12 protein-coding genes are annotated in these 15,014 nt (G+C 63.6%); 7 read left to right on the forward strand and 5 right to left on the reverse strand.

Annotation, left to right across the window (positions count from 1 at the left end; genetic code table 11):
* Nucleotides 1–21 precede the first annotated feature (21 nt).
* The 3 genes from M1248_RS17390 (at nucleotide 22) to M1248_RS17400 (ending at nucleotide 3,472) form a co-directional block, all read left to right on the forward strand.
* The gene (locus M1248_RS17390) at nucleotides 22–897 is read left to right on the forward strand and encodes a potassium channel family protein (protein ID WP_232076045.1); all 876 of its coding nucleotides are present in this window, start codon (nucleotides 22–24) and stop codon (nucleotides 895–897) included.
* An 81-nt stretch (nucleotides 898–978) separates the two neighbouring features.
* A complete protein-coding gene (locus tag M1248_RS17395) occupies nucleotides 979–1,677 on the forward strand; it encodes a hypothetical protein (protein ID WP_317149179.1) in 699 nt (232 codons plus the stop codon).
* Between the two features lie 172 nt (nucleotides 1,678–1,849).
* On the forward strand, nucleotides 1,850–3,472 hold the full coding sequence (locus tag M1248_RS17400) for a GAF domain-containing sensor histidine kinase (protein ID WP_317149180.1): 1,623 nt from the start codon (nucleotides 1,850–1,852) through the stop codon (nucleotides 3,470–3,472).
* 34 nt (nucleotides 3,473–3,506) lie between these two features.
* Here the strand turns inward: M1248_RS17400 and M1248_RS17405 are convergent, their stop codons facing one another.
* Nucleotides 3,507–5,198: a SulP family inorganic anion transporter gene (locus M1248_RS17405; RefSeq protein ID WP_317149216.1), complete on the reverse strand. Its 1,692-nt coding sequence runs from the start codon at nucleotides 5,196–5,198 to the stop codon at nucleotides 3,507–3,509.
* A 116-nt stretch (nucleotides 5,199–5,314) separates the two neighbouring features.
* On the opposite strand from M1248_RS17405, the gene M1248_RS17410 reads away from it, so the two are divergent.
* The 3 genes from M1248_RS17410 to M1248_RS17420 all read left to right on the forward strand — a co-directional run bounded on the left by M1248_RS17410 (nucleotide 5,315) and on the right by M1248_RS17420 (nucleotide 9,407).
* Nucleotides 5,315–5,911, forward strand: a complete 597-nt coding sequence (locus M1248_RS17410; protein WP_317149181.1) for a TetR/AcrR family transcriptional regulator — start codon at nucleotides 5,315–5,317, stop codon at nucleotides 5,909–5,911.
* Between the two features lie 158 nt (nucleotides 5,912–6,069).
* Complete coding sequence (locus M1248_RS17415; protein ID WP_317149182.1) at nucleotides 6,070–6,501, forward strand: MmpS family transport accessory protein; 432 nt, start codon at nucleotides 6,070–6,072, stop codon at nucleotides 6,499–6,501.
* Entirely contained in the window at nucleotides 6,498–9,407 is a 2,910-nt protein-coding gene (locus tag M1248_RS17420; protein ID WP_317149183.1) for an MMPL family transporter, read from the forward strand. The genes M1248_RS17415 and M1248_RS17420 overlap by 4 nt, the downstream gene beginning before the upstream one ends.
* Nucleotides 9,408–9,499: 92 nt before the next feature.
* Here the strand turns inward: M1248_RS17420 and M1248_RS17425 are convergent, their stop codons facing one another.
* The 4 genes from M1248_RS17425 to M1248_RS17440 are packed head-to-tail and all read right to left on the reverse strand — an operon-like array spanning nucleotide 9,500 to nucleotide 13,166.
* Nucleotides 9,500–10,036: a nuclear transport factor 2 family protein gene (locus tag M1248_RS17425; protein WP_317149184.1), complete on the reverse strand. Its 537-nt coding sequence runs from the start codon at nucleotides 10,034–10,036 to the stop codon at nucleotides 9,500–9,502.
* A 5-nt stretch (nucleotides 10,037–10,041) separates the two neighbouring features.
* Complete coding sequence (locus M1248_RS17430) at nucleotides 10,042–11,208, reverse strand: sulfotransferase (RefSeq protein ID WP_317149185.1); 1,167 nt, start codon at nucleotides 11,206–11,208, stop codon at nucleotides 10,042–10,044.
* Complete coding sequence (locus M1248_RS17435; RefSeq protein WP_317149186.1) at nucleotides 11,201–11,827, reverse strand: TetR/AcrR family transcriptional regulator; 627 nt, start codon at nucleotides 11,825–11,827, stop codon at nucleotides 11,201–11,203. The genes M1248_RS17430 and M1248_RS17435 overlap by 8 nt, the downstream gene beginning before the upstream one ends.
* Nucleotides 11,811–13,166 carry an aromatic ring-hydroxylating dioxygenase subunit alpha gene (locus tag M1248_RS17440; RefSeq protein WP_317149187.1) on the reverse strand — a complete coding sequence of 452 codons (1,356 nt, stop codon included), beginning with the start codon at nucleotides 13,164–13,166 and terminating at the stop codon, nucleotides 11,811–11,813. The genes M1248_RS17435 and M1248_RS17440 overlap by 17 nt, the downstream gene beginning before the upstream one ends.
* 87 nt (nucleotides 13,167–13,253) lie before the next feature.
* Between M1248_RS17440 and M1248_RS17445 the strand changes: the two genes are divergently transcribed.
* On the forward strand, nucleotides 13,254–15,014 hold the full coding sequence (locus M1248_RS17445; protein WP_317149188.1) for an N-acyl-D-amino-acid deacylase family protein: 1,761 nt from the start codon (nucleotides 13,254–13,256) through the stop codon (nucleotides 15,012–15,014).

Here is a 15,014-nt window from a genome sequence, read left to right on the forward strand (position 1 = left end):
GGGCTGCCAGCGAGGAGACGCGTGACGGACTGGGTAATCGCGATAGTCGGGGCGCTACTCGTGGCGGTGGTGGTTCGCGACGTGTTCCACACACTGTTCCATCCGATCGGGCACGGCAGCATTGCCCCGCAAGTGATGAAATTCGTGTGGTGGCTGCTGCGGCTGTTCCCGTCCGATCGTCGGATCGCATCATTGACCGGGCCTCTGGGGATCGCATTGGTCGTCTTGACCTGGGGAGCGATCGCGATCCTCGGATGGGCGATGCTGTACTTCGCCCAAATGCCAGCGAGCTTCGCCTACAGTTCCGAGCTGAATCCCGCTGCCCGCAACGAAGTGTTCGATTCGCTCTATCTTTCGCTGGTGACGATCGGCACCCTCGGATTCGGCGACATTGTGCCCACGTCTCCATTTCTTCGCCTGATCGTCCCACTCGAAGCGCTGTTCGGATTCATGTTGCTCACAGCCGCCGTGTCCTGGGTTCTCCAGATTTATCCTGCTCTTCACCGCAGACGCGTTCTGGCGCTTCAACTCTCGACCCTGCGGGACGCACGCCGAGCAAACCCCGACGTGAGCGTCGACGACATTCCTACCGACGTTCTCGCCGGAATCGCAGGCGCGGTCGTCGAGGCGCGAAACGACTTCACGCAATACGGTGCGACGTATTACTTCCGCGACCTGGAAGCGGACGCTTCGCTGGCGGTCTCACTCGAATACGCCACCCAACTCGCTACCGAGGCTGCCGCCAGCGAACAGCCGCAGACAAGGCTGGTGGGGAGCCTCATCTCCGCCGCGGTTGCCAGCCTTGCCGGGCTTCTCGACGAGGAATTTCTGCAACTCGGCGGGGACACCGACGCCGTCATCAAGGCCTACGCGGAAGACCACCGACACAACAGCTGACCAGCAGAGCGCGCTTTCGGCATCGATGCTCAGGACCTTCGGCCCTTAGCACGCAGTGGCGCAGTTTTTAGCGTTGGGCGCATGGGCAAACAACGACCATGTCTAGCCGTACTGATGGCCGCGGTCGCCGTCATCGCGATGTACCGACGCGAACTGCGGCCCTGGATGTACACCTGGGGTGCCGACGACGGTGAAATCACGACCACACTGCCGGGAGACGAATTCGTGGCCGCCGGAGCGGCGCGGACGACCCGCGCACTGACCATCGCTGCCCCGGTTCGCTGTGTATGGCCATGGCTCGTGCAGATTGGCGAGAACCGCGGCGGCTTCTACAGCTACTCGCTGGTAGAACAGATGGTCGGCGCACACATTCGCAACGCGAGCACCATCCACCCCGAGTGGCAAGACCTGCATGTCGGCGACACCGTTTGGCTCGCCCGCCGGTACGGCGATGCCGCCCGCCAAGTCGTGGCCGCCGTTGAGGCTGAGTCACACCTGGTGCTGGTGTCACCGGCAGACTTCGAACGCGTGCAACGCGGCGAAAAGGCCACGGGCGCGTGGTCGTTCTGTCTTCGGCCACAAAAAGCATGGACCCGTCTGCTGGTTCGAGGCAGTGGGGGAGCCGTCGGACATCCGGCCTTCGATGTCGTGCATTTCCTCATGGAGCAGAAGATGATGCGCGGCCTACGGGAGCGCGCGGAGCGCGAACGCCGAGGCGACGTTGAGGACGATATGACGCAAAAACGATGCGACCGAGGCGGAATCGCGACCGTCAGCTGACCGTCGGCCTGACAGGAACCGTCCGCCTCGTCAATTGAGTCCAGAATCGTCGCTAATTCGGCACGTTCGGTGGGACCATGACCTTGTGACCGACGGGTCGAGATCAAAAGCTGGTCCAGGCGCACCGCAACTGCGTGACACCCTCTCAGGGCTTCGTCTGCGGGAACTGCTCATGGAAGTGCAGGACCGGGTCGAGCAGATTGTCGAGGGCCGCGACCGCCTCGACGGGCTGGTCGAGGCCATGCTGGTGGTCACCTCGGGTCTCGAGCTCGATCAGACCCTGAAGACGATCGTGCACACGGCCATCGAACTGGTCGACGCCGGGTACGGAGCGCTCGGCGTGCGCGGCCACGATCACGAACTGGTCGAGTTCATCTACGAGGGCATCGACGAGGAGATGCGCGAGCGGATCGGGCATCTTCCCGAGGGGCGGGGCGTCCTCGGTGTGCTCATCGACGACCCGAAGCCGATTCGCCTGGACAACATCTCCCACCACGCGTCGTCCGTTGGATTCCCACCGAACCATCCTCCGATGCAAACCTTCCTCGGCGTACCGGTGCGAATACGCGACGAGGTTTTCGGCAATCTGTATCTGACGGAGAAGGCGGGAGGGCAGCCATTCAGCGAGGACGACGAGGTCCTCGTCCAGGCACTGGCGGCGGCCGCAGGTATCGCGATCGACAACGCCCGGCTGTACGAGCAATCCAGGACCCGGCAGTCCTGGATCGAGGCGACCCGCGATATCGGAACCGAACTGCTGGCGGGGACGGATCCCGCCACGGTGTTCCGGCTCGTAGCCGACGAGTCTCGGCATCTCAGCGGTGCCGAGCTGACGCTGGTGGCCGTGCCGGCCGACGCGGACTTACCGATCGGAGAGACCACCGAACTCATGGTCGCGGCGACCGTCGGTGACGGTCCCGCTGCGTCGCTGCAGAGCATCCCGGTCGAGGGAACGCCGATCGGAGAGGCTTTCGTCCAGCGCACACCCGGAAGGTTCGACCATATCGAACTGCAGGGAACGGCAACCGGTCCCGCGCTGGTGCTGCCGCTACGCGCCAGCGACGAAGTCGCCGGCGTTCTGGTCGCGTTGCGATCGGTGGGGGCGTCGCCGTTCAGTTCCGAGCAGTTCGACATGATGACCGCCTTCGCCGACCAGGCTGGGTTGGCGTGGCAGCTGGCAAGTACCCAGCGGCGGATGCGCGAGTTCAGCATTCTCACCGACCGCGACCGTATCGCCCGAGACCTGCACGATCACGTCATCCAGCGGCTGTTCGCCGTCGGCCTCGCCCTTCAGGGAACTATCCCGAGGGCACGGGCACCGGAAGTGCAGCAACGCCTGACGGAGTGCGTCGACGACCTCCAACAGGTGATTCAGGAAATCAGGACGGCGATCTTCGATCTCCATGGATCGTCGTCCGGTGTGACTCGGCTACGCCAACGACTCGACGAGGCCGTCGCTCAGTTCGCCAATGCGAATCTGCGCACCAGCGTGCAATACGTGGGACCGCTTTCGGTCGTCGATGCGACGCTCGCCGATCACGCCGAGGCTGTTGTCCGAGAAGCGGTGAGCAACGCCGTGCGCCACGCGCAAGCGGCCTCGCTTGCGGTCAGCGTCGTGGTCGAGGACGACTTGACCATCGAGGTCGTCGATAACGGGCGCGGAATCGAGGGCGAGATCACCGGCAGCGGGCTGACGAATCTACGTAAGCGCGCCGACGAGGCCGGCGGGTCGTTCACCATCGAGTCGGTGCCGACAGGGGGCACCAAATTGAGATGGTGCGCGCCCTTACCGTGAAAAGCGATTGTCCCGTGCACTAGTCGCAGACGGCTCAGGACCTGTTGCGGCGCTTGAACTCATCCACAGCGGTGGGCAACGTCATGAAGATGCGATCTTCGCCGATTTCGTCCAGAATTCCCGCCGCGTCCAACGACTCGCGTAAGTCCTGCTTGACCCTAGCCATTGCGAAAACGATTCCGCGGCGCGCCAATTCGACGCGTAGCTGCTCCAGGGCGTCGAGCGCCGTCAAGTCGACCTCCACATTGGATTCGGCGTTGAGCACAAACCATTCGACGGGTTCTGGATTGTCGAAAACGGCAGCCAGTGCGCGTATCCGGAAATCCTCCGCGTTGGCGAAGCACAGCGGTGCGTCGTATCGGTACACCACCAGGCCGGGCACGCGGGTAGCGCCTGGGTAATCATCGATATCGTGCATCCCGGCGATGCCCGGGACGAAGCCGAGGACGCTGTCATGTGCGTGTGCCAGTCGTCGCAGCAATTCCAGAATCGACAGAACAACGGCGACGACAACGCCGTAGAGCACGCCGAAGGCCAACACGGCGGCCGTAGTGGCCAATGCGAGGACCAGTTCGCTGCGGCGAAATCGCGCCAGGCGACGAAACTCCGCGATGTCGATCAAGTGCAGTGCGGCAAATACCACCAACGCCCCAAGCGCCGCGGTCGGAAACATCGCCAGCACCCCGCCTGCGAAGACGAGCACGACGATGACACATCCGAGCGTGGTCAGTGAATAGAGCTGCGTGCGGCTGCCGACGATGTTGCCGATGGCGGTGCGGCTGCCGCTCGAGCTGACCGGAAAACCGTGTGTCACCCCGGCGGCGAGGTTGCACATCCCGACGGCGCGCAGTTCCGCGTTCGCGTCGATCACTTCGCTTCTACGGGTGGCGAACGCGCGCGCGGACAACACGTTGTCGGAGAAAGCGACGATCGCGATGCCGACTGCCGGAACGACCAGTGTTGCCAAGTCGCTCAACGAGACTGGTGGTAGCCCCGGCGTCGGTAGGCCAGATGGAACATCGCCCACGACGGCGATCCCGCGCGTATCCAAGGACATGGCGCCGACAGATGCCGTGGCCACGAGGACAGCGATCACCGGTCCTGGCGCGCGTGGCAGCCAGTGCGCCAGAGACAGCAGGAGCAGCAGCACCAAAGCGGCCAGCACCAGCGTCGGCCAGTGCACCTGTCCGATTCCGGCCGCGAAAGACGCCATCTGATCCGTGAACTCGTCTCCCTGCACTGCGACGCCCGTGATCTTGCCCAGTTGGCTGGCAATCATGACGATGGCGATACCCGTCATGTATCCGATGAGTACGGGGCGTGACAGCAGGTTGGCGAGAAAGCCCAGCCGTGCGATGCCGCCCAAGAGACAGATCGCGCCGACCAGCAACGCCAGGACTGCGGCGAGAGCCGCGTAGCGCGCTGGATCGCCGATGACGATGGGAGCGAGAACGACGGCAGTCATCAATGCGGTCGTGGATTCAGGTCCGACCGAGAGTTGCCGCGACGAGCCCAGAAGCGCATAGAGGGCAAGAGGCGCGAGCGCCGCCCACAGCCCGGCCACCGGTGGAAGACCGGCGACAGTCGCGTAGGCCATCACCTGAGGGACCAAATAGGCCGCCACAGTCAGGCCCGCCAGGACGTCCCCGCGCAGCCAGCCCCGCTGATATCCCCGAAATTGCGCGACGCCGGGTAACCATTTGACCAATGTCATCGTGGCAAGAATTCTGCATGGCGCGACCTCCGTGGCGGCCGGAACGCGTCATACCGAGGCGGTCCGAATGCCTGGCGTTGGACAGTGCGCCAATAGTCGACAGAGTCCGACCGATCTATGGTGGGGCCATGACCCGGAGTGCTGCTCACGTTGCAGAGTCCTCGCCGTGGTCGCCTCGGGAGGCCGAACTCCTTGCCGTGACGTTGCAGCTCCTGCAAGAAGAGGGTTATGACGGGTTGACCGTGGACGCCGTCGCCGCCACTGCGCGCGCCAGCAAGGCGACCGTTTACCGGAGGTGGCCCACCAAGGCGGAGTTGGTGCTGGCTGCGTTCATCGAGGGCGTACGGCAGGTCGCCGTCGCACCCGAGACCGGCAGCTTGCGCGGCGACCTGGTGCAGTTGGGCGAGGTGATCTGCGATCAGGCCCGGACGCATGCCAGCACGATGCGCGCGGTGCTGGTCGAGGTATCGCGTAATCCCGCGCTCAACGACGTCCTGCAGCACCAGTTCCTCGACCAACGGAAGGCCCTGTTCAAGAAGATATTGGGGCAGGCCGCCGATCGCGGCGAAATCGATCGGGCCGCCATCACCGAGGACCTCTGGGACGTGTTGCCCGGCTACCTCATCTTCCGATCCATATTTTCGTTGCGGCCGCCGAGTCGCCGTACGGTGCAATCCCTCGTCGATGAGGTGATGATTCCGAGTCTCACGCGCCTGAACCGGTAAGACCCGCCGCGAACCACGGAGTCGGGGCAGCTGTACGGCTTGAGATGTCCGGTACCGTACCGTACTGTCAACGAGGTTGATATGTCGCTGGACTGGGATAGGGTCAGTCGACGCCTCGTGTCGCGGGATCGAAAGGCTGGCGGGTGCAGGGGTTTTCGATGAGTCGCCTTCTTGGTCGCGGCTGGATGTTCATCGTCGCCATCGTGGTGGTGGCTGTGGCCGGCTACGCCGTATTCCGTCTTCATGGCATCTTCGGCTCAGGCCACGACACCGGGACGGCCGAAGCCCTTTCAGATGAAATCATCCCGTTCAATCCCAAGCACGTGGTCCTCGAGGTTTTCGGGCCGCCGGGCACCGTGGCGACGATCAATTATCTGGACGTCAACGCGCAACCCCAGCGCGCCGAAGATGTGACCTTGCCGTGGAGGTACGACATCACGACGACACAGACAGCAGTGCTTGTCAACGTCATGGCGCAGGGCAACAGCGACTCCCTCGGCTGCCGCATCGTCATCGACGACGTGGTCAAGGACGAGAGACAGGTCGACACCATGAATGCCTACACCTTCTGCCTGGATAAGTCGGGATGACCACCCATCAAGAATCGCGCACGCCGCTGACGGACCGCATCGCGAAGTCGATTCGCGTGCTTTCGGTTCCGATCGTGCTGTTCTGGCTGGTTGTCGCCGGGCTCACCAATGCCCTCATCCCTCAGCTGGAGGTCGTCGGCGAAGCGCACAACGTGGCAATGAGCTCACCCGATTCACCATCGCAACAGGCGTTCAAGAAGATTGGCGCCGTTTTTCAAGAATTCGATTCCGACGGTGCGGCCATGGTTGTGCTGGAGGGCGATGAGCCGCTCGGGGCTGACGCACATCGGTACTACGACACCCTGATCGACCGTTTCGAGCAGGATCACAAGCACGTCCAGCACGTCCAGGACTTCTGGGGAGACCCGTTGACGGCGGCGGGATCTCAGAGCTCCGACGGCAAGGCTGCTTATGTTCAGGTGTTCCTCACCGGCAACCTGGGCGAACCTGAGTCCATCGAGTCCGTTGACGCGATCCGCGACATCGTGAACAACACGCCCGCGCCGCCCGGCATCAAGGCCTATGTCGCGGGCCCGGCGCCTCAAGTCACCGATCAGTTCGAAGTGGGCAACGAAGGCACCACGAAGGTCACCGTGCTGACGGTGGTGGTGATCGCGGTGATGCTGCTGTTGGTCTATCGCTCGATCGTCACCATGCTGTTGGTGCTGATCACCGTCCTTATCGAAATGTCTGCAGCCCGTGGCATCGTGGCCTTCCTCGGCAACTCCGGAATCATCGGACTGTCGACGTACTCGACCAATCTCCTCACCCTGCTGGTCATCGCGGCTGGCACGGATTACGCGATCTTCCTGTTGGGCCGCTACCACGAAGATCGCAGCAACGGAATTGACCGGGAAACTTCGTACTACAACATGTATCGGGGCACGGCCCATGTGATTTTGGGGTCGGGTCTGACCGTCGCAGGCGCAGTCCTATGCCTGAGCTTCACCCGACTGCCGTATTTCGAGAGTCTCGGCGTACCCGCCGCGATCGGCGTCTTCGTGGCCTTGGCGGCGGCGCTCACGCTGGCGCCCGCGGTAATGGTCATCGGCGCCCGCTTCGGACTGCTGGACCCGAAACGGAAAGCGCGTACCAGAGGATGGCGTCGGATCGGCACAGCGATCGTTCGATGGCCCGGACCGATCTTGGTCGCGACGATGGCGGTGGCCGCCGTGGGCCTGCTGGCGCTGCCCGGTTACAAGACCAGCTACGACACCGGCGTCTACTTGCCCGACCGCGCACCCTCCAATGTCGGGTATGCCGCTGCTGAGCGTCATTTCTCGAAGGCCAGGCTCAACCCCGAACTCTTGATGATCGAGGCCGATCATGACCTGCGCAATCCCACCGACATGATTCTTTTGGAGCGCGTGGCCAAGGCCGTGTTCCACACGACGGGTATCGCTCAGGTGCAATCGATTACGCGCCCGCTGGGCACTCCGCTGGACCACACGTCGATTCCATTCCAGATCAGCGCGCAGAGCGCCGGTCAGATACAGAACCTCGGCTATCAGCAGGCCCGGGCCAACGACCTGCTCAAACAGGTGGACGAAATCGACAAGACCATCGGCATCCTGCGACAGCAGGCCACGCTTCAGCAGCAGGCCAACGATGCGACGCACGAACAGGTCGCGGCGTTCCACGAAACCGTCGAGGTGGCGAAGGACCTGCGGGACAAGATCGCCAACTTCGATGACCAGTTCCGGCCCCTGCGCAACTACTTCTATTGGGAGCCACACTGTTTCGACATCCCGATGTGCGCTGCGTTGCGATCGCTCTTCGATGCGCTCGACGGCATCAACGCGCTCACCGACCAGCTGGCCAATGTCACCGCGAGCCTGGACAAGCTGGATTCGATTCAGCCAAAGTTGCTTGAGCTGATACCGCCCCAGCTGGCCAGTCAACAGATCAATCGTGATCTGGTCATGACCAACTACGCCACGCTGTCGGGAATCTACGACCAGAATGCGGCGGCCCTCGAGAACTCGACGGCTATGGGAGCAGCGTTCGACGCATCGAAAACCGACGACTCGTTTTACGTTCCGCCGGAGGTATTCCAGAATGCCGAGTTCCAGCGCGGTCTGAAACTTTTCCTCTCGCCCGACGGCAAAGCCGCACGGATGATCATCACCCACGACACCGATCCAGCGACACCGCAGGGCATTTCGCATATCGATGCGATCAGGCACTCGGCAGAGGAGGCCGTCAAGGGCACGCCGTTGGCGGGCTCCCACATCTATATCGGCGGCACGGCAGCGACATACAAGGACATCCAGGAAGGCGCCAAGTACGACCTGATGATCGTCATCATTTCCTCGCTGTGCCTCATTCTGCTCATCATGATGTTCATCACCCGAAGCCTGGTGGCCGCGATCGTCATCGTCGGCACCGTGGCGCTATCACTCGGAGCCTCACTGGGCCTGTCGATATTGGTGTGGCAGCACATCCTTGGCCTGCAGTTGTATTGGGTCATCATTCCGCTCGCGGTCATCCTGTTGCTGGCCGTGGGTTCGGACTACAACTTGCTGTTGATATCTCGCTTCAAGGAAGAGATCGGCGCCGGATTGAACACCGGCATCATCCGGGCCATGGCGGGTACCGGTGGTGTGGTCACCGCGGCCGGGCTGGTGTTCGCCTTCACGATGGCGTCCTTTGTGTACAGCGATTTACTTGTGCTGGGGCAGCTGGGCACAACCATCGCCCTCGGTCTGTTGTTCGACACCTTGATCGTGCGGTCGTTCATGACGCCGTCCATCGCCGTGCTTCTCGGACGGTGGTTCTGGTGGCCGCTGCGAGTGCGTCCGCGACCGGCCAGCACCATGCTGCAACCGTACGGATCTCGCCCGGCGGTTCGTCAGCTGCTGCTGTGGGAGGACGACGACCCTGTCGCGTCAGCGAAACGCAGCTGATGGCGCGGGCGTGGCCGTCTAGTGTGCGGTCAGATCGCGAAATAGCCTGACATCGGCTCGATTTGCGATTTGTGTGCACACTAGCTGCCGTCCTATCCTGATTGGGGGCCTACCAGCAACGAGAAGAACTGATAGGAGGGGTCCGCCTCGTCGAGGGCGCCCTTGAGCGTGTCCTTGGTGATCGGGTGGCTCATGTCCATCGCGGACGGATCGCTCACGCGCGCCCAGTCCGTGACGATCGTCCGCTCGAGTAGTTTCCAAGTGCCATCACGCTTCTCGTACTTGTCCAGATAGCGCCCGCCGATCACCAGATCGACGTCTCGTTCCTTGCCGGCGAGCGTGTGGACCGCGATGTTGTAGATCTCGCCTTCGGCTGAGTTTCCCTCGACTGCGAAGTTGACCGTCGTGATGTGGTGCTGCATCGCCCGTAGATAGGGACGCGAGGCGGTTAGCTGCTCGAAAAACCCCTCGACCGAACCCGTCGAGAACCCACCGTGAGCGTCGACGGCGTCGTGATGATAGAGGTCCCGAAGCGCATCGATATCACCTCGGTCCACGGCGCGGCAATAGGCGTGCACGAGCTTGGTTAGCGCATGCTCATCGAGCATTTCCTGTAGTGCTGGTTCCATCGCGCTCACCCTAGAGGCTCGTTGGGGACACCGAAGAAATCTTGGTACCGAGACGTCCGCTCGCGCAGTTCCCCCTCGTCCAAACCTGTTTGAGCGAACGTGTAGTGGTGTCCGCCGTGTTCGTGCGCGGGTTGGCTGTCGAGGAACCTACGCATCCTGGATTCGGCTTCGGCTGTAAAGGCAAGGCCGAGTTGATCATAGGCCGCGGCGACGGTGGCGATCGGGTCAGCCGCGAACGCCTGGTACTGCACATCGACCACCTGCGACGCCGGGACGATTCCGGACTCCCGCGCGTCGATCGAGCGGTCGATGCCGTCGATGACGTATTCGGCCCACTCGCGGGCGACCTCCTCGATGGGAGTCTGCTCGGCGGCGAACGTCCGCAGTGTGCATGCCAACGAGGACACCGATGCGATGGTCCGCAGGGGATCGCGGTGCGTCTGGATCACCCGCGCGTCCGGGTAGTGCTTCATCATCGCGTCCAGGGCCCAGATGTGCCCGGGCGACTTGAGTACCCAGCGGTTCACCGGGATCGTCGACTGCAGGTGCTGCAGGAACCCGCGATGCCATTGGTAGGCCGACGCCATATCCGTTTCGAGCAGCCACCGGGCATAGGTCGGGACGTGGTAGATCGTCGGGAAGATGAAGCTTCGCAGATCCATCGCGGTGATGCGGACGCACTCCTGCGCCAGCAGGGGGCCGATCGGATGCATGGCCTTGAGGTCCGGGATGATCGACGTCATCATCTCCTGGATCTGACGGCTGTCCTCGATGCGCGGATCGTCGTCGTGTGTCGCCGCTTCCGGTGGCGGGCAAGGGGCGTCGACTTCCCACGTCAATGGAGCCCTGGCGTCGGGGTCCTGCGCGAGCAGCTCGAAGAGGATCGTCGTTCCCGTGCGCACCTGACCGACGATGAAAATGGGCCGCTCGATTCGCCCCTCGGCGACCTCGGGGTGGGTCCGCCGGTAGTCGACGATCTGCAGCCTCCGGGCGAGGGATCCGACGAGATCGGCGTGCGCGACCACCTCTCCGAACTCCGTGAGTCCGGCCTCGGTGTTCAGCGAGTCAGTGAGCACCTCGAGCGCCTCGCGCCACTCGTCGCCCCCGAAGTCGCGCAGATCAGTGGTCTCCTCTGCGGTCGCGATGACCGTGGAGGCCGACAGGTCACCCACGGAGCGGCGCCAACAACGCGTTGAGTCCGTACTCGAACACTGCGTCGTAATCGGTGGGGGATTGCAGCGCTTCGACGAGTGCCCGGTCGGGCCACGCGTCCGCCCACAGCGACGGATCCTCTTCGTCGTGCTTGGCCCCGCGCACCGCCGAAAACTGCATGATCGCAGAGGAAATCACGTGCACTTCGACAACGCGCACCAACAGCGCCGCTTCGGTTCCGGTGATGCCCAGTTCGGAAAGCTCCGCCGCCAGCCGCTGCTGAATCGGCAGGAACAGCTGTGGTGTCCGGTCGCGTTCATGGGCGATGGCCAACAGATGTTGCTTCTCGATGAGCAGCTTGCGTTGCGATCGCGCGATCGACGCAATCCGGTCGACGGGGTTGTCGCCGTCGCTCGGCAGATGCGTCATCTGTGTGAGCAGCCCCTCGACCAAGCTGTCGAAGAGCTTGTCCCTGCCGCCGATGTGCCAGTAGATGGACGTGACCGCGACACCGAGCTGCTCGGCCAGCCGGCGCATGCTGAACGCCTCCACTCCGTCGACATCGATCAGCCGGGCGGCGGTTTGGAGGATCTGATCGGCCGTGACGGAGGCGCCGCCCTTGCTACGTGGCGACGTCATCCGTCTCACCTCCGGTGATGCGATCTGCTTCGGGCAGGTTCAAATAGCGCTCGAGGTTGCGGTGCATGTTGATCACGCGACGTTCCTCGTTGGACAGCACCACGTGGGTGAGCCCTGGTTGGTGAAGGCCGCGTTGCAGGCCCGCCAACACCTCGATGTCCTGTGTGAGCACCAAACCGGGGTGGGCGTCGGCTGCCGTCATACGCACATCGGTCGGCTTGATACGCGGCGCGTCCGGAGGCATCCGCATCCACACGATCATCACCAGTTCACCGCGATCGGGATGCGGTCCGGGGCGTGCGACCAGCACCGTCAGGTGATCGGCGTTGGTCAGCAGCGACATGTTCGGGAACACGTTGTACTGGTGCAGCCGCATCACTTGATCGGTGCTCGCCCAACTGAGGTCGACACCGCGACTGTCGGCGAAAGTCTTTGTCCGCGCCGCGATTACGTCGGCCGCCGACTGACCTTGATCAGGGGGGAACGGCGTGCCGTCCTCGACACCCATGAGCGCGCCCTGCGTGGTGACGTAGGCGTCCCACACCTCGGCGTCGGTCACCGACTCCTTGATGGCCGGGCTCGGCACACCGTAGAGCTGTTCGGACTTGCCGGTGTGACCCCAGATGACTTGGGGCGCATACACGTCGTCCATGCACCTGTGCAGTTCCGGATGCAATGTCTGGATGTGGTAGGTCTCGCTGAATCCGTCGGCGATCGTTTTCCAGTTCGCATCGACCTCGATGGTCATGGTGGCGTAGCACCGGAAGTCGCCGAGCCGGTTCCACGCGATGTCGTCGGGCATCGCCTCGAGGTAGTCACGCAACGGGATCGCATCGGCGTCGAGGCTGACGAAGACGAGCCGTTCCCACGTGTCGACGCGGACTCCCAGCAGCGGAAAGTCGGACAGACGGAGTGCGCCGAAGCCCTTGCGGTTGGGTACGCGCCGCAGGGCACCGGTCAGATCCCAGGTCCACCCGTGATAGCCGCACCGTAATTCACGGAGGTCAGACCCGGATCCGGCGCACAACGAATTGCCTCGATGCCGGCACACGTTCTGAAAGGCACGCAGTTCGCCGTCGTCGCCATGCACGATCAGGACGGAGTTGGGGCCGCAGCGGTACTCGAAATAGTCGCCCGGTTCGGCGACGTGGTCGACGGTGCAGGCGAGCTGCCACACCTTGGGCCACATCCGCTCCACCTCGAGGCGCGCGAACTCGGCCGAGTAATAGCGCTCGGCAGGGACGAGGGTGGGGCGCTGCGGGGGCGTGCCGATGGCATCCTCGTGCAGTGTTTGGGTCGGGTTGCCGACGGTGCGGCCGGCCGGCGCGGTTCGCGTCACGATTCCCCTCCGATTCTGACTGCCGCCGTCTGTAACGGTGTTACATTGGCCACCATAACGGCAGCCCGGACGTTGAGGGAGTAAATCGTGTTCGACCTGAAGATCACTGGCGGAACCGTGGTAGACGGCACGGGCGGAGACCGATTCCAGGCCGATGTCGGCATCAAGGACGGTCGGATCATCGAGATTCACCGCCGTGGTCCCGGTGATGCGCCACTGGACGGCAACGCGACCGAGACGATCGACGCGACGGGCAAAGTCGTCGCTCCGGGATTCGTCGACATCCACACGCATTACGACGGCCAGGTGAGTTGGGATAGCTCGCTCGAGCCCTCGAGCGGGCACGGCGTGACGACCGTCGTCATGGGGAACTGCGGGGTCGGGTTCGCCCCCGTCCGGCCAGGCTCCGAAGACTGGCTGATCGAGCTGATGGAGGGCGTCGAGGACATTCCGGGTACCGCGCTCACCGAGGGGCTGACCTGGGGCTGGGAGAGCTACCCCGAATACCTCGACACGATCGGCAGACACGAACTCGCGATCGACGTCGGAAGTCAGGTCGCCCATGGCGCGATACGCGCCTACGCGATGGGCGAGCGCGGCGCCAAGAACGAGCCCGCTACCCCCGAGGACATCGACGCGATGGCCCGGCTGGTGCAAGAAGCGATCGAGGCCGGCGCACTTGGCCTTTCGACGTCGAGGACGCTGGGTCACCGCGCGATGGACGGTGAGCCGGTCCCGGGGACCTTCGCCGCGGAAGACGAACTGTTCGGTCTCGGCCGTGCGATGGCCGCGGGCGGCCAGGCAGTCTTCGAGCTCGCGCCCCAAGGTGCCGCGGGCGAGGACATCGTCGCGCCCAAGAAAGAACTCGAATGGATGAAACGGCTCAGCGCCGAGATCGACCGGCCGGTGTCGTTCGCCATGATCCAGGTCGACGCCGCTCCTGACCTATGGCGTGAGCTGATGGACATCTCCGCGGAGGCTTACGAATCGGGCAGTCGACTGTTTCCGCAGGTCGCCGCTCGGCCATTCGGCATGCTGTTCGGCTTCCCCGGGCATCACGCATTTACCCATCGTCCGACGTTCCGTCAGCTCAAAGCCGAATGCAGCCGCGCGGAGATGGCTCAACGGCTCGCTGATCCCGCGGTGAAGGCCGCCATCCTGGCCGAAGACGACTTGGCCCCTGACCCGACGAAGCTGTTCGACGGCATGTTCGCCCTCGTGCAACACTCGCTCGGTCGCATCTATCACATCGGCGACCCGCCCGACTACGAGCCGACCGACGATCGCACAGTGGAGAAGATCGCGGCCGGAAGGGGCGAGGATCCGCTCGCCACGCTGTACGACCTGATGCTCGAGTCCGACGCGACGTCGATGCTGATGCTGCCGATGTTCAACTACTCCCACGGCAACTGCGATGCGATTCGCGAAATGATGACCCACCCTGCGGGGGTGATGGGCCTGTCCGATGGTGGCGCGCATTGCGGCATGATCTGCGACGCGTCGTATCCCACGTTCCTGCTGACGCATTGGGCGCGAGACCGGCATCGGGGCGACAAACTGTCACTGGAGTACGTGGTGCGCAAGCAATCTCACGACACCGCCCAGCTGTTCGGACTGACCGATCGCGGCGTCATCCAGAAGGGCAAGAAGGCCGACATCAACGTCATCGACATGAACGCGCTGACGTTGCATCCGGCGAAAATGGTGTACGACCTGCCTGCCGGTGGCCAGCGACTGGTTCAGGGCGCCAGCGGATACAGCGCCACCGTGGTCAATGGCGTCGTCACCCGCCGCGACAGCGTGGACACCGGCGCACGCCCGGGTCGGCTGGTGCGCGGGGCGCGCTGA

The organism is Mycobacterium sp. 29Ha (assembly GCF_032883055.1).
GTDB classification, from domain to species: Bacteria; Actinomycetota; Actinomycetes; order Mycobacteriales; family Mycobacteriaceae; genus Mycobacterium; species Mycobacterium gallinarum.